23 protein-coding genes and 1 tRNA gene are annotated in these 20,797 nt (G+C 64.6%); 15 read left to right on the forward strand and 9 right to left on the reverse strand.

Annotated elements, in window-relative coordinates; all coding sequences use genetic code 11:
- Positions 1-7: 7 nt before the first annotated feature.
- The 13 genes from tolB to EO094_RS04175 all read left to right on the forward strand — a co-directional run bounded on the left by tolB (position 8) and on the right by EO094_RS04175 (position 13,970).
- Entirely contained in the window at positions 8-1,354 is a 1,347-nt protein-coding gene (gene tolB / locus EO094_RS04115; protein ID WP_128291013.1) for a Tol-Pal system beta propeller repeat protein TolB, read from the forward strand.
- Positions 1,355-1,390: 36 nt separating this feature from the next.
- Positions 1,391-2,176, forward strand: coding sequence for a class I SAM-dependent methyltransferase (locus tag EO094_RS04120; protein WP_128291014.1), 786 nt, complete (start codon positions 1,391-1,393; stop codon positions 2,174-2,176).
- A gap of 225 nt (positions 2,177-2,401) precedes the next feature.
- A complete protein-coding gene (gene pal, locus EO094_RS04125; RefSeq protein ID WP_128291015.1) occupies positions 2,402-2,905 on the forward strand; it encodes a peptidoglycan-associated lipoprotein Pal in 504 nt (167 codons plus the stop codon).
- A gap of 140 nt (positions 2,906-3,045) precedes the next feature.
- Entirely contained in the window at positions 3,046-4,038 is a 993-nt protein-coding gene (ybgF, locus tag EO094_RS04130) for a tol-pal system protein YbgF (RefSeq protein WP_128291016.1), read from the forward strand.
- Positions 3,989-5,383: a tRNA lysidine(34) synthetase TilS gene (tilS, locus tag EO094_RS04135; RefSeq protein WP_164879553.1), complete on the forward strand. Its 1,395-nt coding sequence runs from the start codon at positions 3,989-3,991 to the stop codon at positions 5,381-5,383. Before ybgF ends, tilS begins: the two co-directional genes overlap by 50 nt.
- A gap of 161 nt (positions 5,384-5,544) precedes the next feature.
- Complete coding sequence (gene ftsH / locus EO094_RS04140) at positions 5,545-7,461, forward strand: ATP-dependent zinc metalloprotease FtsH (protein WP_128291018.1); 1,917 nt, start codon at positions 5,545-5,547, stop codon at positions 7,459-7,461.
- Between the two features lie 192 nt (positions 7,462-7,653).
- Positions 7,654-8,994 (forward strand): phosphoglucosamine mutase, encoded by a 1,341-nt coding sequence (gene glmM, locus EO094_RS04145; protein ID WP_128291019.1) that lies wholly within the window; start codon positions 7,654-7,656, stop codon positions 8,992-8,994.
- 106 nt (positions 8,995-9,100) lie between these two features.
- Complete coding sequence (ispG, locus tag EO094_RS04150) at positions 9,101-10,381, forward strand: flavodoxin-dependent (E)-4-hydroxy-3-methylbut-2-enyl-diphosphate synthase (RefSeq protein ID WP_128291020.1); 1,281 nt, start codon at positions 9,101-9,103, stop codon at positions 10,379-10,381.
- The gene (locus EO094_RS04155; RefSeq protein ID WP_128291021.1) at positions 10,371-10,970 is read left to right on the forward strand and encodes a cytidine/deoxycytidylate deaminase family protein; all 600 of its coding nucleotides are present in this window, start codon (positions 10,371-10,373) and stop codon (positions 10,968-10,970) included. Before ispG ends, EO094_RS04155 begins: the two co-directional genes overlap by 11 nt.
- A gap of 78 nt (positions 10,971-11,048) precedes the next feature.
- Positions 11,049-11,951, forward strand: coding sequence for a lytic transglycosylase domain-containing protein (locus tag EO094_RS04160; RefSeq protein WP_128291022.1), 903 nt, complete (start codon positions 11,049-11,051; stop codon positions 11,949-11,951).
- A complete protein-coding gene (locus EO094_RS04165) occupies positions 11,948-12,595 on the forward strand; it encodes a DNA-3-methyladenine glycosylase family protein (protein ID WP_128291023.1) in 648 nt (215 codons plus the stop codon). Before EO094_RS04160 ends, EO094_RS04165 begins: the two co-directional genes overlap by 4 nt.
- Entirely contained in the window at positions 12,595-13,257 is a 663-nt protein-coding gene (locus tag EO094_RS04170) for an alpha/beta hydrolase (protein WP_128291024.1), read from the forward strand. Before EO094_RS04165 ends, EO094_RS04170 begins: the two co-directional genes overlap by 1 nt.
- 155 nt (positions 13,258-13,412) lie before the next feature.
- A complete protein-coding gene (locus EO094_RS04175; protein WP_128291025.1) occupies positions 13,413-13,970 on the forward strand; it encodes an HNH endonuclease in 558 nt (185 codons plus the stop codon).
- A 28-nt stretch (positions 13,971-13,998) separates the two neighbouring features.
- Here EO094_RS04175 and EO094_RS04180 read toward each other — a convergent pair whose 3' ends face one another.
- On the reverse strand, positions 13,999-14,511 hold the full coding sequence (locus EO094_RS04180) for a disulfide bond formation protein B (RefSeq protein ID WP_128291026.1): 513 nt from the start codon (positions 14,509-14,511) through the stop codon (positions 13,999-14,001).
- Entirely contained in the window at positions 14,511-15,104 is a 594-nt protein-coding gene (locus EO094_RS04185; protein ID WP_128291027.1) for a YqaA family protein, read from the reverse strand. The genes EO094_RS04180 and EO094_RS04185 overlap by 1 nt, the downstream gene beginning before the upstream one ends.
- A 259-nt stretch (positions 15,105-15,363) precedes the next feature.
- Here EO094_RS04185 and EO094_RS04190 point away from each other — a divergent pair.
- Together EO094_RS04190 and EO094_RS04195 are read left to right on the forward strand one after the other, a co-directional pair.
- A tRNA-Leu gene (locus EO094_RS04190) sits at positions 15,364-15,450 on the forward strand.
- A 152-nt stretch (positions 15,451-15,602) separates the two neighbouring features.
- On the forward strand, positions 15,603-16,304 hold the full coding sequence (locus tag EO094_RS04195; protein ID WP_128291028.1) for a Crp/Fnr family transcriptional regulator: 702 nt from the start codon (positions 15,603-15,605) through the stop codon (positions 16,302-16,304).
- 23 nt (positions 16,305-16,327) lie between these two features.
- Here EO094_RS04195 and EO094_RS04200 read toward each other — a convergent pair whose 3' ends face one another.
- The 7 genes from EO094_RS04200 to EO094_RS04230 form a co-directional block, all read right to left on the reverse strand.
- Positions 16,328-16,642 (reverse strand): DUF6522 family protein, encoded by a 315-nt coding sequence (locus EO094_RS04200; protein ID WP_205649815.1) that lies wholly within the window; start codon positions 16,640-16,642, stop codon positions 16,328-16,330.
- 5 nt (positions 16,643-16,647) lie between these two features.
- On the reverse strand, positions 16,648-16,917 hold the full coding sequence (locus tag EO094_RS04205) for a DUF1858 domain-containing protein (protein ID WP_128291029.1): 270 nt from the start codon (positions 16,915-16,917) through the stop codon (positions 16,648-16,650).
- 171 nt (positions 16,918-17,088) lie between these two features.
- Positions 17,089-17,865, reverse strand: coding sequence for a MetQ/NlpA family ABC transporter substrate-binding protein (locus EO094_RS04210; RefSeq protein WP_425455857.1), 777 nt, complete (start codon positions 17,863-17,865; stop codon positions 17,089-17,091).
- A 40-nt stretch (positions 17,866-17,905) separates the two neighbouring features.
- Positions 17,906-18,571: a methionine ABC transporter permease gene (locus EO094_RS04215; protein WP_092815597.1), complete on the reverse strand. Its 666-nt coding sequence runs from the start codon at positions 18,569-18,571 to the stop codon at positions 17,906-17,908.
- Positions 18,561-19,670 (reverse strand): methionine ABC transporter ATP-binding protein, encoded by a 1,110-nt coding sequence (locus EO094_RS04220; protein WP_128291031.1) that lies wholly within the window; start codon positions 19,668-19,670, stop codon positions 18,561-18,563. Before EO094_RS04220 ends, EO094_RS04215 begins: the two co-directional genes overlap by 11 nt.
- A gap of 176 nt (positions 19,671-19,846) precedes the next feature.
- Positions 19,847-20,110, reverse strand: a complete 264-nt coding sequence (locus tag EO094_RS04225) for a cytochrome C oxidase subunit IV family protein (RefSeq protein WP_128291032.1) — start codon at positions 20,108-20,110, stop codon at positions 19,847-19,849.
- Between the two features lie 5 nt (positions 20,111-20,115).
- Positions 20,116-20,697: a cytochrome c oxidase subunit 3 family protein gene (locus tag EO094_RS04230; RefSeq protein ID WP_128291033.1), complete on the reverse strand. Its 582-nt coding sequence runs from the start codon at positions 20,695-20,697 to the stop codon at positions 20,116-20,118.
- Between the last annotated feature and the right edge of the window lie 100 nt (positions 20,698-20,797).

A 20,797-nucleotide genomic window follows, 5' to 3' on the forward strand; every position in this document is an offset into this window, starting at 1 on the left:
CACGCCCATGTCCTTTACCGACCGCTTGAGAAGTCGGGCTTTCCCCTTCGCCATCGCCGCAGCGCTCGCCCAGTTCGCGCTGGTTGGCGCTCTCATTGGCAGCGCATCGGCGCAGCTGCGCGTCGACATCACGCGCGGCACGATCCAGCCGATGCCGATCGCCATCCCGACCTTCGTCGGGACAGGCGGCCAGCCCGATCAGCTCAGCCAGCAGATCTCTGACGTCATCACCGCGGATTTGAAGAATTCGGGGCTGTTCGCCCCGGTCGATCCGGCCGCCTTCATCCAGCCGACGATCCCGCCGGACGTGACGCCCGATTTCGCCAATTGGCGTCCGCTCAACGCGCAGGCGCTCGTCTCCGGGCGGGTCGAGGCGACTGCGGACGGACGCGTGCAGGCGGAATTTCGCCTCTGGGATATTTTTGCCGGCCGGCAGCTGACGGGGCAGCAATTCGTGGCAAGCCCCGACAATTGGCGGCGGGTGGCGCATATCATCGCCGATGCGATCTATGAGCGCCTGACCGGTGAGAAGGGCTATTTCGACACCCGCATCGTCTTCGTCGACGAATCCGGCTCCAAGGAACGGCGCATCAAGCGGCTGGCGCTCATGGACCAGGACGGCGCCAATGTGCGCTATCTGACCGACGGCAGCGATCTCGTGCTGACGCCTCGCTTCTCGCCCACGCGCCAGGAAATCACCTATGCGGCTCTTTCGGGCGATCAGTGGCAGGTGTTTCTCCTCAACACGGAGAACGGGCAGCGGGAGAAGATCGGCAATTTCTCCAACATGACCTTCTCGCCGCGGTTTTCTCCGGACGGTCAGAAGGTGGTTCTGTCGCTCGCCCAGGGAGGCAATTCCAACATCTATCTGCTCGATCTCAGGAACCGGCAGATGACGCGGCTGACCGATTCGCCGTCGATCGATACGGCGCCGTCGTTTTCGCCGGACGGTCAGCGCATCGTCTTCGAATCCGACCGGGGCGGCACGCAGCAGCTCTACGTGATGGGTGCGAATGGCGGCCCGGCGCAGCGGATTTCCTTCGGGCAGGGACGCTATGCGACGCCCGTCTGGTCGCCGCGCGGCGATCTCATCGCCTTCACCAAGCAGGAAGGCGGCCGCTTCGGCATCGGCGTGATGGCGCCGGACGGGTCGGGCGAGCGTGTCATCACGGAAGGTTTCCACAACGAGGGTCCGACCTGGGCGCCCAACGGCCGCGTGTTGATGTTCTTCCGCGACCAGTCCGGCGGCGGCGGCCCGCAGCTCCTTTCCGTCGACATCACCGGCTATAACGAGCGGGTCGTGCCGACGCCGAATTATGCCTCCGATCCGGCGTGGAGCCCGCTCCTCGATTGATGCTGGCGGCCCGGTGCCGGAGGGCAGGCAAATTCCATGAGCTCATATTGCGATGAACGCCTGGCGGGTCTTTACGACCTGCTCAATCCGCCGGGCGAGGACACGCGCTTCTACATTCAGCTTGCCGGACAGCTCAAAAGGCAGGCCGAGGGAGAGCTTGAAGCGCAGGGTGAAGAACAGAGCGGCGGACGCGAGCCGCTTGCGATCCTCGACATCGGCTGCGGCACTGGCGCCCTGGCGCGTGCCCTCGCCAGACGCGGGCACAGGGTGACGGCGGCCGATCCGGCGCCGGCGATGCTGGCGGTTGCACGCCGCGGGGCCGGCGCGGAGCGGGTCGATTGGGTGGAGGGCGATGCCACCACCCGTCACGCGGCGGCGCCGTTCGATCTCGTCCTGATGACCGGACACAGCTTCCAGTGCCTGTTGAGCGACGAGGTCATCGAGGCCGCCTTAAAAACGGTGCGGGAGCAGCTTTCACCGGGCGGCCGGTTCGCTTTCGAAAGCCGCAATCCGATCGTCGAGGGCTGGCGGCAATGGACCCCCGGGCGCAGCCGTCGCCTCATTCGTCCGATCGGGAGTGCGAGCGTGGAGACCTATCTTTCCCTGGTGTCAGCGGAAGACGACATCATCGCCTACCGCACGCATCTGCGCTTTCCCGGCGAGGAAGAAGTCATCCTGGAAGATCAAGTGCGGTTCACGTCCTGCGATCTTCTCAAGGAGAAGCTGGCCGAGGCCGGGTTTTCGGAGGTCAATCTCTACGGCTCCTTTGACCGCAGCGAGTTCGGCCCAAAAAGCCCGGAGATCATCGTCGTCGCGGGATAAGGCCTGGCTCATCGGCAATTGAGGCGCCGAGGCCGCGCTTTGTGGCCAAAAAGGTGCGCGAGCGCCAAGCTTCCGCCGTATTCGGTGGCCACCGCTCTCTTTCGGACATTTTGTTTTGCGTCGCCCATCTGTCTGCGTTCACGCCTTCTTAACCCTAATCGTTCATGAGGCCTTAACCCTGTCAGGGTTATCAAAGCCCTTCGATTCCACCAGGAGCTTGCGGCGATGAGCTTTCGCCTGAACATCCGTATTCTAGCTGCTGCCTTCGGCGCAGCCCTTCTTCTGACGGCTGGCGGTTGCGCCAACCAGCAAAAGGCGTTGGATCTGGCCGGTTCCGGAGGAGGCGCAGGTGCGGCCACGCCCGGCAGCCCACAGGACTTCCAGGTCAATGTCGGCGACCGCGTCTTCTTCATCGTCGATTCCTCGTCGCTGACGCCGGAAGCACGGGCGACGCTCGACCGCCAGGCGGCTTGGCTGAACCAGTATCCGAATTACACCATCACCGTCGAAGGCCATGCCGACGAGCGCGGCACGCGCGAGTACAACCTTGCCCTCGGCGCCCGGCGCGCGGCCGCAACGCGCGATTATCTCGCTTCGCGCGGCATCAATCCCGGCCGCATGCGCACGATTTCCTACGGCAAAGAGCGTCCGGTCGCGGTCTGCGATGCGGCCTCGTGCTGGAACCAGAACCGCCGCGCTGTGACCGTTGTGGGCGGCGCCGGCAGCTGATCGCCGTCGCAGTCCTGCCACAGAGGTAAAGAAAAGGCGGCTTCGGCCGCCTTTTTTGCGTTCCTGTCACAAGTGTCGAAGTTTGGCCGAATTGATCTGGAGGTGGTGGAGCCTCACTCAGTCATGCTAGCGACCTTGTCATGAGCGGACGTATTCTTTTTGTATTTGCCGGCCTTCTCCTTTTCCCGGGTCTTGCCCAGGCGCAGAGCCCGCAGGAGATCGGCCAGATGCGGCTCTACATCCAGCAGCTGGAAGAGCGGGTGCGCCAGCTGACCGGTGAGGTGGAGCAACTTCAGCACGAACTGCAGGTCACCCGCCGTCAGGCCGGTATCGCCGGCCCGCCGCAAAGCGGGGAAGATGCCCCAATGGACCAGAGCTTTGGCTGGAACGGCGGACAGCCGGGCGCCCAGCCGAACGCCCAGCCCGATGGTGGCCAGCAATTCGGGGCCGGCTCCAACACCTATGGTGGCGCGACCTATGGCGGCGCGACGGGCGGCAGCGTCAATCCTTCCAACAATTCCAGCAGCGTGGCAGGCGCGCCGCCGCAGGATCTCGGCACGGTGGGCATCTCTCCGGATGATCCGCGCATCGCGCAGGACGGCGAGGGCGGCTTCGATGCCGGTGCGCCGATCGATCTCTCGACGCTTGCGGGCGGTGGTCCGGAGGGGCCTGCCCCGGCCGTCGGTCCGGTCGATGAGATGGGTAGCGGTGGCGAACAGCCTCAAGGGCCAGCGCTCGCCTCTCTCTCCGGTGATCCCAGGCAGGATTATGATTTTGCCTATGGCTATATCCTGACCGGCGATTATTCCGAGGCGGAGCGGAGTTTCGCGGCCTGGCTGGAACGCTTCCCGAACGAGGCGCAGGCGAACGATGCCCGCTTCTGGTTGGGCGAGAGCCAGCTGCAGCAGAACAAGGACAGGGCGGCGGCGAATACGTTTCTGGAGCTTTACAAAACCGCTCCGAAGAGCCGTAAGGCGCCGGACGCTCTGATGAAGCTCGGCATCGCTCTTGCCGCGCTGGGCGAAAAGGACGCTGCCTGTGCCACCTTCGACGAAGTCGGCCGCAAATATCCGGACGCGTCCGGTGCGCTCACCAACCGCGTTGCCGCAGAAGCGAAACGCGCGGGCTGCTGAGGGCGCGATCGATGCGGCCGAGGCGGAGCCGCTCCTTCGCGAATGGCTCGACCGGGGAGCGCTGATCGCGGTCTCCGGCGGGCCGGATTCCCTGGCGCTGCTGGCGCTTGCGGCAGAGATTGCCGCGCATCGCGGCGCGCCGGCGCCGCAGGCTTTCACCTTCGATCACGGCCTGCGGGCGGAGAGTGCCGCCGAGGCGCGGATGGTGGGAGATGTCTGCACGCGGCTTCACCTCCGCCACCATGTGCGTCGCTGGGAAGAGGCGGAGCGGCCGCAAAGTGGTATCGCCGCGGCCGCCCGGCTGGCGCGCTATGCGGCGGCCATCGAAGTGGCGACGCGGGCAGGCTGCCGCGCCATCCTGACCGCCCACCATGCGGACGATCAGGCCGAGACGGTGCTGATGCGCATGGCACGCACCGCCGAGCCGCGTGCGCTCAAGGGGATCGAAGCCGCGTTAAGACGGGAGGGATGGCCGACGATCGCGCGGCCGCTCCTACAATTCTCGAAAGCCCGGCTGCGCCTGAGCGCGGAGGCTCGCAAGCTTCCGTTTTGCGATGATCCGACGAATTCTGATCCCGCGCAGGAGCGGGCGCGTGTGCGCCTTGCCGCGCCGGAGCTTTCTGCCATCGGGCTGACGGCCGAACGGCTCGCCGTCTTCGCCGCGCGCGAAGGGCACATCCATCAAATGTTTGAGCGCGCGGCGCTTCAGGCTGCCGAAAGCGCCACGGTGAGCGAGGCCGGAGCGATCACGATTTTGCGACCGGTTTCGGTGCGCCGGGAGATGGAATTCGAAGCCTGGCTCGCGCTTCTGCGCCGGCTTTTGATGGCCGCATCCGGTCGCGTGGCGACGCCTTTGCGCGAGGCGCTCGTTTCGCTCGATGAAAGGCTGAGTGCGATGGTGGGGGGCGGAGGCTCCCTCGTTGCGACACTGCACGGAGCCCGGCTCGATCTCAGCGAGGATCGTCTCGTCGTCAGCCGCGAATGGGGCCGGCAGGGGCCGGGAGATTGCGATCTCGAAGCCGGGCGCGATGTGGTCTTCGACGGGCGTTATATCGTCGCGCCGCACGCGCTCGCCGGCGAAGACGCCCGTGTTCGTGGCTTCGGGCGGTGCGGACGCGGCAATGCATTCGAGCGGACGATGCCGGCGCTGTTTGCTGGGGACACCTGCATCGCCGTTCCGCCTCTCCTCGGGGCCAAGGGGGATGCCGGATGCCGCACGGATCTCGGCATTCGACAAATTGTCGACGACCGGCTTTGCGATCCCCATATCGGGGGTCTCTACGATCGGTTGATGGTGGAAAACCGCTTGCCGCCAAGACCGGCCGAGATGCACAATATCAATTAGTTGAGCGCGTGACGGGCTTACCGCCTTGCCGGAAGCTGCCGTTTGCGGGCCGCACTCTATTTCTGTGCCTTCACATCAACCCCCTCGCAACCTATCTAGGGGATGTTTGACAGGACGCCCTCACGGATCCGGCGCCGAAAGCGCCATCGGGGAAAGCCAGAATGAACCAGAATTTCCGGAATTTCGCGCTGTGGATCGTGATCCTGCTCCTCTTGGTGGCGCTCTTTAACTTGTTTCAGAGCCCGTCCCGCCAGGGTACGACGCAGGAAATCACTTATTCGCAGTTCCGCAGCGAAGCGATCGACGGCAACATCAAGAACGTCACGATCAGCGGCCAGCAGATTACTGGCACCTACAGCGACGGCAAGCGCTTTACGACTTACGCGCCGGACAACTCAGAATATGTGACGCTGCTTGAAGACAAGGGCGTCACCATCAAGGCCGAGCCCGACGAGAGCGAGATGTCGTTCTTCTCGGTGTTGATTTCCTGGTTCCCGATGCTGCTTCTCATCGCGGTGTGGATCTTCTTCATGCGGCAGATGCAAGGCGCCGGCGGCAGAGCCATGGGCTTTGGCAAGTCCAAGGCAAAGCTTCTGACCGAAGCGCATGGCCGCGTGACCTTCGAGGACGTGGCCGGTGTCGACGAAGCCAAGGAAGACCTTGAAGAGATCGTCGAGTTTCTGCGTGATCCGCAGAAATTCCAGCGGCTTGGCGGCCGTATTCCCCGCGGCGTGCTCCTCGTCGGCCCTCCGGGCACCGGTAAGACGCTGATCGCCCGCGCCGTGGCGGGTGAGGCGGGCGTGCCGTTCTTCACCATTTCCGGTTCCGACTTCGTCGAGATGTTCGTGGGCGTCGGCGCAAGCCGTGTGCGCGATATGTTCGAGCAGGCGAAAAAGAATGCGCCGTGCATCATCTTCATCGACGAAATCGACGCCGTCGGACGGCATCGTGGCGCAGGCCTCGGCGGCGGTAACGACGAGCGCGAGCAGACGCTCAACCAGCTGCTCGTCGAGATGGACGGCTTCGAGGCGAACGAAGGCATCATCCTGATCGCCGCCACCAACCGTCCGGACGTCCTCGACCCCGCGCTTCTGCGGCCGGGCCGCTTCGACCGCCAGGTCGTGGTGCCGAACCCGGACGTCGTCGGCCGCGAGAAGATCCTGAAGGTGCATGCGCGCAAGGTGCCGCTCGCGCCCGACGTCAATCTCAAGACGGTGGCGCGCGGGACGCCGGGCTTCTCCGGTGCCGATCTCATGAACCTCGTGAACGAGGCGGCGCTGCTTGCGGCACGACGCGGCAAACGGCTCGTGACGATGCTCGAGTTCGAAGATGCCAAGGACAAGGTGATGATGGGTGCCGAACGGCGCACGCTCGTCATGACCGAGGACGAGAAGCGGCTGACGGCGTATCACGAAGGCGGCCACGCCATCGTTGCGCTCAACGTGCCGTCGACCGATCCCGTGCATAAGGCGACGATCATCCCGCGCGGACGTGCGCTCGGTATGGTCATGCAGTTGCCGGAGCGCGACCAGCTCTCCATGACCTACCAGCAGATGACCTCAAGGCTCGCCATCATGATGGGCGGTCGCGTGGCGGAGGAGATCACCTTCGGCCATGACCGGGTCACCTCCGGTGCGGCCTCCGATATCGAGCAGGCGACGAAGCTTGCGCGGGCGATGGTGACGCGCTGGGGCTTCTCCGAAGAGCTCGGACGCGTCGCCTATGGCGACAACCAGGAAGAAGTCTTCCTCGGCCATTCCGTGGCGCGGCAGCAGAACATCTCCGAGCAGACGTCGCAGAAGATCGACCGCGAGGTCCGCCGTCTCGTCGACGAAGGTTACGACAAGGCGCGTGAGATCCTGACCACGCATCACGATCAGCTGGAGACGCTGGCACAGGGTCTGTTGGAATTCGAAACCCTTTCGGGCGAAGAAATCCGCGCGCTCCTCAACGGCAAGCGTCCGGTGCGCGAGGATCCGAGCGACGATCTTCCGCCGGCCAAGGGCTCGGCCGTTCCGACAACGGGGTCGCGGCCGCGTCCGGGCAACGATGGCGGGTTGGAGCCACAACCCACGTGATATGCCAGAGGTCCGTTGCAACTTCGTAACGGACGCGCTGATATATTCGTATACACAAAGTGAGGCCCGGAGATCGCTCCGGGCCTTTATTGTTCCTTGAGAAAAATGCGGCACCGTTTCGTTTTCGACGGTGCAGACCGAACGAGCCGGGGCGCGAGCAACCGCGCAGCGCAGGAGAGGGCGCAGGCAAGAATGACACGAAGCTATTTCGGAACCGACGGCATCCGCGGTACGGCGAACGCCTTCCCGATGACGCCGGAGATCGCCATGAAGGTGGCGCAGGCGATCGGCCTCTATTACCGCAACGGCCATCGCCAACGCGTCGTCATCGGCAAGGATACGCGGCTGTCCGGCTACATGCTGGAGAACGCGCTGGTCGCGGGCTTTACGTCCGTCGGTGTCGACGTGTTTCTGCTCGGACCGATCCCGACGCCTGCCGTTGCCATGCTGACGCGCTCCATGCGCGCCGATTACGGCGTCATGATTTCCGCCTCCCACAATCCTTTCGACGACAACGGCATCAAGATTTTCGGCCCGGAAGGCTTCAAGCTTTCCGACGAGGTCGAGACGGCGATCGAGGAACTCGTGGAATCGGATCTGTCGCGCCGGCTTGCGGGTCCGCGCGAACTCGGCCGCGCCAAGCGCGTCGACGGGGTCGTCGACCGCTACATCGAATTTGCCAAGCGCACCCTGCCGCGCCACCTCGACTTCGATGGGCTGCGGGTCGTCATCGACTGCGCCAATGGTGCCGCCTACAAATCCGCTCCGAACGTTTTATGGGAGCTCGGTGCGGAAGTGATCCCGATCGGCATCGAGCCGGACGGCTTCAACATCAACCGCGATGTCGGCTCCACCTCGCCGGCGGCGCTCGCGCGCAAAGTGCATGAGGTGCGCGCCGATCTCGGCATCGCGCTCGACGGCGACGCGGACCGGGTCGTCATCGTCGACGAAAAGGGCAACGAGGTCGACGGCGATCAGCTGATGGCCGTCGTGGCTTCTTACTGGCAAGCCAAAGGGCGGCTCGCCGGAAACGGCATCGTCGCCACCATCATGTCCAATCTCGGTCTTGAACGCTTTCTCGGCGGCCTCGGCCTGTCGCTGGCGCGCACGCCCGTCGGCGACCGCTATGTCTCCGAATATATGCGCCAGCACGGCTTCAATGTCGGCGGCGAGCAATCCGGGCACATCATCCTGTCGGATTATACGACGACGGGCGACGGCCTCGTGGCTGCGCTGCAGGTGCTTGCCGTCGTCTGCAAGGAGGCGAAGCCGGTCAGCGAGGTCTGCCACCGCTTCGATCCCGTGCCGCAGGTGAAGAAGAACATCCGCTACAAGGGCAATCTGCCGCTTGAGCAGGAGCAGGTGCAGAAGCTCATCATCGCGGCGCAGACGAAGCTTGGAAATTCCGGGCGTCTCGTCATCCGGCCCTCGGGCACGGAGCCCGTGATCCGGGTGATGGGCGAGGGCGATGATCGCGATGTCGTCAACTCCGTGGTCGACGATATCGTCTCCGTGTTGCAGAGTGCGGCCTGAGCGCGCAATTCCTGCAAGGCTGCCATTCTCTTATGGCTTGCGACACAAGGACGGCGCGACGCAAACGACGTTGACTTCCAGGACCGATTTCGCCACGAGTTCGCCCATGCAAGAACGTCCGAGCCTCAGCGATTTCGCGCTGCCCGCAGGCCCCGCTCAGCGGCGCCAGTCGGTTGCCGTCAACGTCGGTGGCGTGATGGTCGGAAGCGATCATCCGATCGCCGTCCAATCCATGACCAACACCGATACGGCCGATATCGATGCGACCGTCGCACAGGTGATGGCGCTGGCCCGGGCCGGCTCCGAGCTGGTGCGGGTCACTGTCGATCGCGAGGAGGCGGCTGCGGCCGTCCCGCAGATTCGCGACAAGGTGCGCGCGGCCGGCGTCAACGTGCCTTTGATCGGCGACTTCCACTATATCGGCCACAAGCTTCTGGCCGAATATCCGGGCTGCGCCGAGGCGCTCGACAAATACCGCATCAATCCGGGCAATGTCGGCTTCCGCAAAAAACGCGTGAGCCAGTTCGACGCCATCATCGAGACGGCGCTGCGCTACGACAAGCCGGTGCGGATCGGCGTCAATTGGGGGTCGCTCGACCAGGAGCTGCTGACGCTCCTCATGGACGAGAACGGCCGCCAGGCGCATCCGATCTCCGCCACTGCGGTGATGCGCGAGGCGATGGTGCGCTCTGCACTTCTCTCCGCCGCGCGTGCCGAAGAGATCGGCATGCCGCGCGACAAGATCATTCTGTCGGCGAAAGTCTCCGACGTTCAGCAGCTCATCACCGTTTACCGCATGCTGGCGCAGCGCTGCGATTACGCGCTGCATCTCGGCCTGACGGAAGCGGGCATGAGCTCCAAGGGGCTGATCGCCTCTTCGGCTGCCATGGGCATCCTGCTGCAGGAAGGCATCGGCGACACGATCCGTTATTCGTTGACGCCGGAGCCGGGCGGCGACCGCTCGCTCGAGGTGAAGGCGTGCCAGGAGCTCCTGCAGAGCATGGGCTTCCGCCAGTTCCTGCCGATCGTTTCGGCCTGCCCCGGATGCGGGCGCACGACCTCGTCACTCTTCCAGGAGCTGGCGCGCGACATCCAAAACCATATCGCTGCACGCATGCCCGTCTGGAAAGAGACCTATCCGGGCGTCGAGGCGATGTCGGTTGCCGTGATGGGCTGCGTCGTCAACGGGCCGGGTGAATCCAAGCACGCCGATATCGGCATTTCGCTGCCGGGCACGGGCGAACAGCCGGCCGCGCCGGTCTTCATCGACGGCGAGAAGGCGACGACCCTGCGCGGGCCGAAGCTTGCGGAAGATTTCACCGCGCTCGTCGAAGACTATGTCGCGCGCCGCTATGGCGGTGCTACCCGGCAGGACGATGCGGCCTGAGGCGGAGCGCCTCGCGGACCGTTTTCTCGAGGTCATCGAGACCGATATCCTGCCGTTGACCGAGGCAGGGGTCGCCGCCGGCAACAAAGTGTTCGGCGCGGCGATCCTGAAGAAGTCCGATTATTCTCTGGTCGTCGCCGCCTCCAACCAGGAGCGGACGAACCCGCTCTTTCACGGCGAGGTCGCGGCCCTCAACGCCTTCTACCGCTTGCCGGATGCGAGACGTCCGGCGACCGCCGATTGTCTGTTTCTCGCCACGCACGAGCCCTGTTCGCTGTGTCTTTCGGCGATCACCTGGGCGGGCTTCGACAATTTCACCTATCTCTTTCCCTATGAGGTGACGCGCGACGCCTTTGCGATCCCGCACGACCTCGCCATCCTCAAGGAAGTCTTCGGGATCAAGGACGGGGCCTATCGCGGCACCAACACCTTCTGGACCGCGACGGCGCTCGTCGAACTGATCGACGCCTCCTCCGACGATGCGCAGGTCGCCTTCGCCGAGCGGGTCGCGCGGATCAAAGATGCGTATCAGCGGCTTTCGGGCGCCTATCAGGCGGAAAAGTCGGGCTCCGGTATCGCGCTTTCCTGAAAGAGGCCTCCGGCGCCCTTGCGCGCGGCAGACGACGGCCCAAATTTCCGCCCGGATCCGGTTGAAGATTTCGGGGCGATGCGGCGTTTCGGCAAAACACTTCTGGCTTTCGCGATCGTGGGGCTTTCGGCACCACGGGCGATCGCGTGGGAGGAAGGTGCCGTCGTCGGCATCGGGCCGCCGGCGAATGTGCCGCCCGCTTTCGAAAAGGTTGCCGCCGAACCCGAGGCGATCTGCGCGTCGATCGAGCTGCAGGCACGACGCTTCGGGCTCGATGCCGCCTATTTCGCCCGGCTCATCTTCAAGGAGAGCCGCTTTGATGCCGGTGCCGTCAGCCCGAAAGGCGCGGAGGGCATCGCCCAGTTCATGCCGGCGACGGCGCGGGCGCGCGGCCTTGCCGATTCCTTCGACATCGCCCCGGCGCTTTATCATTCGGCCTCGTATCTGCGCGAAAACTGGAGCCTCTTCGGCAATTGGGGATTGGCGGCGGCCGCCTACAATGCCGGACCTAACCGCGTGAGAAGCTGGCTTGCCGGCGACAGCGGTCTTCCCTTCGAGACGCAGAATTTCGTTCTCTCCATCACCGGCGAGCCGGCGGAACGCTGGCGTGAAAGAGAAGCCAAGCTCGGCGATCTCAGTCTCGACCCCGACCTTTCCTTCCTGGAGGCGTGCCGGAAGCTGCCCGCGGCGCGCACGAGCCCGCGCATGGCCATTGCCTCCGGCGACTGGAAGCCGTGGGGCGCGCAGGTCGCCGGCAGCTTTTCGCAGGCTGCGGCTCTGTCGCAGTTTCAAAGGCTGAAGGGCCGCTACGCTTCGCTCTTCGGCGACGAGCCGCCTATGGTGGTGCGGGCGAAGACGCCGGCGCGCGGTCGCGCTTCGATCTATGCCGTCCGGCTCGGAGCCGACAGCAAAGCGGAGGCGAGCCGGATCTGCGACCGGCTGCGCGCCAAGGGAGGGGCCTGCGTGGTGATGAAGAATTGAGCCGCATCGACAGCCTCGACGATATCGCCAAAGGCCTTACGCATCTCACCCGCGCCGATGCACGGCTGGGGCCGGTGGTGGCGCTTGCCGGCGACGTGCCGCTGCGCCGTCATCACGGCGGCTATGAGGGGCTCGCCTCCATCATCGTGGCGCAGCAGGTTTCCAAGGCGGCGGCCGACAGCATCTGGCGACGTCTTGCCGACAAGCTTCAGGAGGTTGGGCCGCAGAGTGTTCTCGCCGCCGATGAGGAGGAGCTCAAGGCTTGCGGTCTGTCGCGGCCGAAGATCCGCACGCTGCGGCGGCTTGCCGAGAGCTGCGTCGCCGATTTCCGCTTCGAGGGGCTGGAAGACCTGCCGGCGGAGGAGGCGATCGCCGAAATGACGGCGCTTCATGGCGTCGGGCGCTGGACGGCCGAGGTCTATCTTCTCTTCTGCTGCGGCCATCGGGACATCTTTCCAGCCGGCGACATTGCGTTGCAAAATGCCGTGCGCCACGCCTTCACGATGGTGGAGCGACCCTCGGAAAAGGAATTGCGGGGGATCGCGGAAGCCTGGTCGCCGTGGCGCGGCGTCGCCGCCCGCCTGTTCTGGCGCTATTACGCCGTCACTGCCAAAAAAGACGTGATACCTCTCGGAGATTCCTGATGCCTTTAACCCTCCTCGACGGACCGCGAATCGCCCCAGCCTCGGGAGGCGCGGCAAAAAGTCTCGTCGTCTTCCTTCACGGCTTCGGCGCGGACGGCAACGACCTCATCGCGATCGGACGTGAATGGGCGCAGGCGCTGCCGGATACCGCCTTCGCCGCGCCGCATGCGCCGGAGCCGTGCGCGGCCGCGCCGATGGGCCGGCAATGGTTCGATCTCACGCGCCAGGACCCGGACGTCTATAAGCTCGGTGTGGCAGAGGCGGCACCCTCGCTCGACCGTTTCCTCGATCAGGAAATGCAGCGGGTCGGCGTCGACGAGACGAAGACGGCGCTCGTCGGCTTTTCGCAGGGCACGATGATGGCACTCCATGTCGGGCCGCTGCGGCCGAAAAAGCTAGCCGGTATCGTGGGTTTCTCCGGTCTTCTCGCCGACAAGGCGGCGATCGCGGCGCCTGCGGCGCAGAAGCCGCCGGTGCTTCTCGTGCACGGCGATAGCGATCAGCTCATCCCGGTGCAGGCGCTCTTCATGGCGAATGAGGGGCTGACGGACGCTAAGATCCCCGTCGAATGGCATATCAGCCAGGGGATCGGCCACGGCATCGGGCCGGACGGGCTCAGCCTGGCGCAGCAGTTTCTGCAGCGGGTGCTCGGCGCGGCCTGAGGAAGGCCGAGACGCAAGCGCTGCCTCTTTGCGGCGCTTGCAAGATCCTTATTCGCCGACGTGACAGATGAGCTTCACAAGCGTGTCACAGAGCGTATAGACTATGCCTGCGACTAAGAGGAGGCCGTTGACTTCGATGGCATTAGCGCAGCGCCATGACGATACACGTCTCGCCTAACGCGCATCCCGCACTCGTTCTGAACGCCGATTATCGGCCGCTCAGCTACTATCCTTTGTCGCTCTGGTCGTGGCAGGACGCCATCAAGGCGGTGTTTCTCGACCGAGTGAATATCGTCTCCGAATACGACTTCCAGATCCGAAGTCCGAGCTTCTCCATGAAGCTTCCTTCCGTCGTATCCTTGAAGACCTACATCAAGCCCTCCAGAAATCCCGCCTTCACACGCTTCAACGTCTTTCTCCGCGACCGCTTCGAATGCGCCTATTGCGGCTCGGAAGACGATCTCACCTTCGACCATGTGATCCCGCGCTCGAAGGGCGGCCAGACCACCTGGACCAACGTCATCACCGCCTGTGCGCCGTGCAATCTGAAGAAGAGCAACAAGAGCTGCGAGGAGATCAAGATCTGGCCGCGGCATATGCCGTTCGAGCCGACGACCTACGATCTGCATCGCAACGGCCGGCTCTTCCCGCCGAACTATCTGCACGAAAGCTGGATGGATTATCTCTACTGGGATACGGAGCTGGAGCCGTAAGCCGCTACGGCGTTGGCTCCATATCGGCTCAGCGCCGCTTAGCCAGCGTCCTGTAAAGCGCGTAGATCGTCAGCGCGACAAGGAACAGCGAGGCGACCGCATTCCAGCCGGCGAAGGAGAGGCCGAAGAGGTGCCACAGCGCCTCGTCGCAGCTCGGCCCCGACACCCCGCTCTGCAGGGAATTGAACATCGACGCGGCATCGCCCGGACCGCCCGTCTGCACGCAGGTGTCCGGCCCCTTCCACCAATGATATTCGACGCCGGCATGATGCACGCCGAGCCCGAAGCTGACGGCCCAGATGATTGCGAGAACGCCGAAGAGGGCCGCGAGGAGGCCACGTGGCGCGCCCCGCCAGACCGCCAGCACCGTCACCAGCGTGATCGGCAGAGCGACGTAATAGGGCAGGCGCTCGCGCAGGCAGAGGGCGCAGGGCTGATAGCCGCCGATATGTTCGAAGCCGAGTGCGGTCAGAATGGTGGCGCCCGCCGCCAGAAAGAGGAGGAGGGCCAGAAGGCGCAGGGTGCGATCGGTTGCAGCCATCAATGTGAGCCTGGCAGGATATATTTGATGATGATGAAGCCTCCCACCAGGAGCAGCAGGAAGACGGTGAAGACGAGCCCGAGCCGCTTTTCGATGAAAGTCCTGATCGGCGGCCCGAAGGCATAAAGGAGGCCGGCGACCGCGAAGAAGCGGATGCCGCGGGCGATGACGCTCGCCACCATGAAGACGACGAGCGACAAATGTGTGGCGCCCGAGGCGATGGTGATCACTTTGTAGGGAAAGGGCGTGACGCCGGCGATCAGGACGGCCCAGGCACCCCATTCGTTGTATTTGGCGGCAAATGCCTCGAAGGCGTCGCCATAGCCGTAAAAGGCGAGAATGGGCGCCGCGACGGCCTGATAGAGAAAGGCGCCGATGAGATAGCCGAAGAGGCCGCCGATGACGGAGGCGATGGTGGCGACGGTCGCGTAATACCAGGCCTTCGACCGGTCGGCGAGGATCATAGGGATGAGGAGCGCGTCCGGCGGGATTGGAAACACCGAACTCTCGACAAAAGAGACGCCGGCAAGCGCGGCCGTCGCATGGCGGCTCGCGGCGAGGTTCATCGTCCAATCATAGAGGGCGCGAAGCATGGGCCTTGCCGGTCGGGGAGTGATGAGGGCTTATCGCCTTCCGTCGCTGCGGGCTCAAGCCCTAACTTTTGGAGATGGCGGCGCCGGCTGCGCGAGCCCGCTTCGCCTGACCAGGCTTTAGCTCGGTCGCTTCTGCGGGTGAGATTTCTTTCCGCGTCTTGAGGAAATCCTGGCGCACAGCATCTTGCGCTGACGGCCGGCAACGCCTAAGCATCTGCGCGGATTTCCGGACGCCCCTTGCGGGCCGGCCGGGACCCTTGCGGGCGTGGCGGAACTGGTAGACGCGCTGGACTCAAAATCCAGTTCTGGTGACAGAGTGTCGGTTCGATTCCGACCGCCCGCACCACCCTCTCTCTCTCCGACCCTCAGAGCTTTGTCGCGCCGCCTGGCGCCGATGCGGATGAACCATCTGGCGCGGCACGACTTTTGACCGTGCAACGAAGCTCGCGATAAGCTCTGGTGATGTCTGTCGCGGCGCACGTCGATGCCGGAGGAAGAATGCCCGCCCCACATCTCGATCGCTCACTGGTGAAAGATCTCGGCGTTTTTGCCTCGCTCTCAGACGAGGATCTCGAAGCGGTCCTCGCCTCCGCCACGACGCGGCGGATTCCGATCAACACCGCGGTCTTCAATCAGGGCGATCCGGCGGGAGAGTTTTTTGCCCTCTTGCATGGGCGCCTCAAGGTGACGCAGTCGACGCCCGACGGGCAGCAGATCGTCGTGCGCCACGTCAATCCGGGCGACATTTACGGCATCGCCAAGGCGATCCGGCGTCCGGACTATCCCGGTACGGCGACGGCGGTCGCCGACAGCCTGACACTCGCCTGGCCGATGAGCCAGTGGGACACGCTCGTCGCGCGCTGCCCGGCGCTTGCCGTCAATGCGCTGGCGACGGTCGGACAAAGGCTGCAGGACGCCCATACGCGCATCCGCGAACTCTCCACCGAAGAGGTGGAGCGGCGGGTCGCGCATGCCCTTCTGCGCCTCGTCAAGCAGGCGGGCCGCAAGACCGACGAAGGCGTTCTGATCGATTTTCCGATCACCCGTCAGGACGTGGCGGAAATGACCGGCACGACGCTGCACACGGTGAGCCGGCTCCTGAGTGCCTGGGAGGCGAGGGGCCTCGTCTCGAGCGGCCGCAAGAAGATCGTGGTGTGCGATCCGCATGCCCTCGTCGTCATCGCCGAGGGGGCCGAATAAGGACGACTGAACCCCGATTCGTTTTATTGAGGCGCCCTGGGGCTGTGGGCCGCTGCGAGATCGGTGAGCGTGAAGCAGGTCCGGCGGAGGAGATGTCCCTCTTCGTCGACCACGAAGGTCGCGCGCCGGTCGTGATGGAAGAAGACGAGCCGGAAGGTGCCGGCGTCGCGGTCCTGGCCGCGCTCGAGCCGGCTCTTGATCTCGCCCTGGCGCATGAGCGTGCGCACCTCTTCGACCTCGAGCGCGAAGGCATCGGCGAGGAGGCCGGCATCGATGTCGAAGCCGTGATCGGTGCGTGTGATCGGCTTGCCGGTCTCGGCGGGATTTCTCATGGGCATAGGATTCAAGGCCCCTCCTTTCGCGGCTCGGACGTTTCGGCCTGATACTCCGGGCGCTCATGCGGGATCATGTGCTCTGCAAGCTCGCGCAGAAGCGGTTCCGGCTCGATTCCGTGCTCGGTGCAGGCGTCGCGCACGGAGTGCATGTGGCCGAACGGACAGCCGATGCACAAGAGCCGGCGGCGCATGAAGACCGGGATGGCGTTTTTGTACCGGGTGAGGAATTCGTCGACGGCCATGTCGGCGACGTTCCACGACAAAGGCGGTGCGGGCATTGGTGTCTCCTCTCGAACCGAAAGGATCCTATGCCGGGTCGCGGCCGCTCTTCTTTGTCGGGCGACAATCTCGAGGGCGGCTCATGGGCTCGCGCCGCAGAGGTCGCAGGAGACTGCCGACGCGGTGCAGAACGCTCCGCGTCGGCGATTGTCAGAGAAAATGGCTCAGCCTCACCAGGAGGCGATGACGGCACCGTTGAAGCGCTCGTTGATGAAGTCGCGGATCGCGTCGTCATGATAGGCCTTGACGAAGCGCTTCACCCATTCGGCGTCCTTGTCTTCGCTGCGCACGGCGATGACGTTCACGTAAGGCGACTTCGCCGATTCCTTGGCGATGGCATCGGCGCGCGGGTCGAGGCCGGCTTCCAGCGCATAATTGGTGTTGATTGCGGCCGCATCGACATCGGGCAGGGAGCGCGGCAGCTGCGCTGCGTCGAGCTCGATGATGTCGATGTTCTTCGGGTTGTCGGTGACGTCGAGCGGCGTCGCCTTCAGGCCGGCATCCGGATCAAGCGTGATGAGGCCGGCATCCTGGAGGAGGAGAAGCGCGCGGCCGCCATTGGTCGGATCGTTCGGGATGGCGACCTTCGCGCCTTCCGGAAGGTCGTCGATCTTCTCCACCTTGTTGGAATAGATGCCCATCGGCGTGTTGATCGTCGGCGCGACGGCGACGATGTCGAAGCCGCGATCGGCGATCTGGGCGTCGAGATAGGGCTGATGCTGGAAGGCGTTGGCGTCGAGCTCGCCGTCCGCCAGCGCCTGGTTCGGGACGACGTAGTCGGAGAATTCCAGGACCTTGATGTCGAGGCCGTCTTTGGCGGCGATTTCCTGGACCTTTTCCATGATCTCGCCCTGCTCGCCGGGCGTCACGCCGACGGTGATGGTTTCTGCGAGAGCGGGAACGGTGAGGCCGAGGGCCAGCGAACCTGCGAGGAAGAGTGTTTTCAAAGCCATGACGATACTTTCCGTTTTGAGGGGTCTTTGAAGCTCAGTTGCTGCGGCTGCGCTTGTCAAAATGGCGGGCGAGCTTGTCGCCCGTCGACTGCACGGCCTGAACGAGGACGATGAGGACGACGACCACCGCCAGCATCATCTCCGGCATGAAGCGCTGATAGCCGTAGCGGATGCCGAGATCGCCGAGGCCGCCGCCGCCGACGGCGCCGACCATGGCGGAATAGCCGATGAGGCTGACGACGGTGAGGGTGAGGCCGAGGGTGATGGAGGGCCGCGCTTCCGGCACCAGCACTTTGAGGACGATCTGCAGCGGGCTCGCGCCCATGGCGCGCGCCGCCTCGATCAGGCCCGGATCGACCTCGCGGATCGAGGATTCGATGAGGCGCGCGACGAAGGGGAAGGTCGCCACCGTCAGGGGCACGATGGCCGCGGTGGTGCCGATCGAGGTGCCGGTCAGAAGCCTCGTGAAGGGGATGATAGCCACCACCAGGATGATGAAGGGGGTGGAGCGCAGGGCGTTGACGATGGCGCCGAGGATGCGGTTGAGGATGGGCGCGGCGAAGAGCTCGCCCTTGCGGCTGGTGGCGAGAAAAATGCCGAGCGGTGCGCCGATGGCGACGCCGATGAGGGCGGAGACGGCCACCATGAAGAGCGTATCGAGCGTCGCCGACCAGAGCAGCCAGAACATGTTAGCGGACATAGCCGAGGACCTCCGAGGTCAGGCCGCGCTCTTCAATGAGCGCCTGCGCGGGGGCGAGCGCCGCCTGGTCGAGCGAGACGACGAGTGTGCCGTACGGCTTGCCGGCGATTTCGTCGACAGCGCCCGCCAGAATGTTGACGTCGGTTGCGAGCGTCTTGCCGATTTCAGCGAGGATCGGGTCGGTTGCGGTCGGACCGGTGAAGACGATTTTGACGACCGCGGCGGCGCCCGGCTCCGGTTTGCTCGTCATCTTTTCGGTCACGAAGGCGGGCAGGCGCACGCCCGTCACGCCTTCCAGGAAGGTGCGTGTGACCGGGTGCTGCGGCCGGGCGAAGACCGAATAGGTGTCGCCTTTTTCCACGATGCGGCCGCGATCGAGAACGGCGACCTGGTCGGCGATTTCGCGCACCACCTGCATTTCGTGGGTGATGAGAAGAACGGTGAGGCCGAGCTCTCGATTGACCTGTTTCAGAAGCGCTAGAACGGAGCGGGTCGTCTCCGGATCGAGCGCGCTCGTCGCCTCGTCCGACAGGAGAACCTTGGGGTTGGTCGCAAGTGCGCGGGCGATGCCGACGCGCTGTTTCTGCCCGCCCGACATTTCGGCGGGGTAACGGTCGCGCTTGTCGGCGATGCCGACGAGCTCGAGGAGCGGCGTGACGCGCTTGGAGATCTCGGCCTTGGAGACGCCCGCGATTTCCAAAGGCAGCGCCACGTTGGCATAGGCCGTTCGCGACGACAGCAGGTTGAAATGCTGGAAGATCATGCCGACGGACCGCCGCAGCGTGCGCATCTTGCGCTCGTCCATCGCCGCCACGTCGATGCCATCGACGATGACCTGCCCGGAGCTCGGCCGTTCCAGGCCGTTGACCATGCGGATGAGTGTCGATTTGCCGGCGCCGGAGCGCCCGATAATGCCGGTGATGCTGCCTTCGGACACGGTGAGGTCGATGTCTTCGAGGGCGACGAATTCGGCGCCACCGTCCGGTGCCGCAAAACGCTTGCCGGCCGAGGCGAAGCGCACGATCGCAGTCTCGTCTGCCGAACCGCTTTGGGGGCCGCCTGGCGCGCTTTTGTCTGAATGTGGAGAAAGCTGAAGCATAAGGTCTCGGCTCTTAGCAGCGCAGCGGTCGGTTAAGGAAGCGGCCTCGGTCGCAGCGCCCGCACCTTTTGTGCGCGAAAGCCTGCTCGCACAAGGAATGGCTTTTCACGAGCGGAACCAGGCTTTCGAAAAACTTGCCGCAGAGCCGAGAATTTTGAGACCTCGGCCCGCGGGCTTCATCCCGCCTCGGCAAATTGACCCGCGATCACGAAGATGCCGGCGATGGTGGTGCAGATGGCGACGACGTAGAAGTCGAGCAGGAGCCTCCAGCCTCGGGAGGCCTCTCCGATCTCCAGAAACCAGCGCAGGATCGCCATCGCCTTGGCCGCGGCAAGGGCGAGGATGAGGGCTGCCGACACGGCACCGGCGGTGCTGCTGGTGCCGAGCGACAACAGTGTCAGCGCGACGAGCGCGAGCCATGCCAGATCGATGTCCCGCATCTCCCTCACCGCAGCAGATAAAGGGTCGGGAAGATGAGGATCCAGACGAGATCCACCATGTGCCAGAACGCGGTCCCGGTTTCGATGTTCTCGGCACTGTTCTGCCACGCGACGATGGCGAGCACGATGATGCCCATCACCACGTGGAGCGCATGGAAGCCGGTGATCAGAAAGTAGAGGGTGAAGAAGGTGTCGGTTTCGATGCCGATGCCGGCCGCAAATTCGCGGCCGTATTCGATGCTCTTCAGGACCAGGAAGCCGCTGCCGATCAGCATCGCCGCGACAAGCTGCGGGCGCCCGCTCTCTCCGCGCCGGACGCAGTGAAGCGCACGAGCCGCAAGCCAGCCGCTCGTCACGAGCGTGATCGTGGCGAGGCCGGCGAGGAGCGGATGGAGATGCGCCTGCGAGGCCGCGAACTCCGCCGGGTGAAGCGCTCTCGCGATGCTGAAGCCGGCGAGGAGGATGGCGAAGACCAGCATTTCTCCGAGGATCAGGATCCACATCATCGGATTGCCGGGCAGGCCGTCGAGCGGGCCCCAGCCTTCCGCAATCTCCTCTGCTGCACCCGTCCTCGCCGCCTCCGTCATCGCCGAAGTCCTCTGATGTTCCGTAAGGGCGGATAGCAGGGGCGAGCGTGCGCGACTTTGCGCAAACACAAGCTCGTGGCCCCGCGCATATGGCGCCGTT

The organism is Afifella aestuarii (genome assembly GCF_004023665.1).
GTDB classification, from domain to species: Bacteria; Pseudomonadota; Alphaproteobacteria; order Rhizobiales; family Afifellaceae; genus Afifella; species Afifella aestuarii.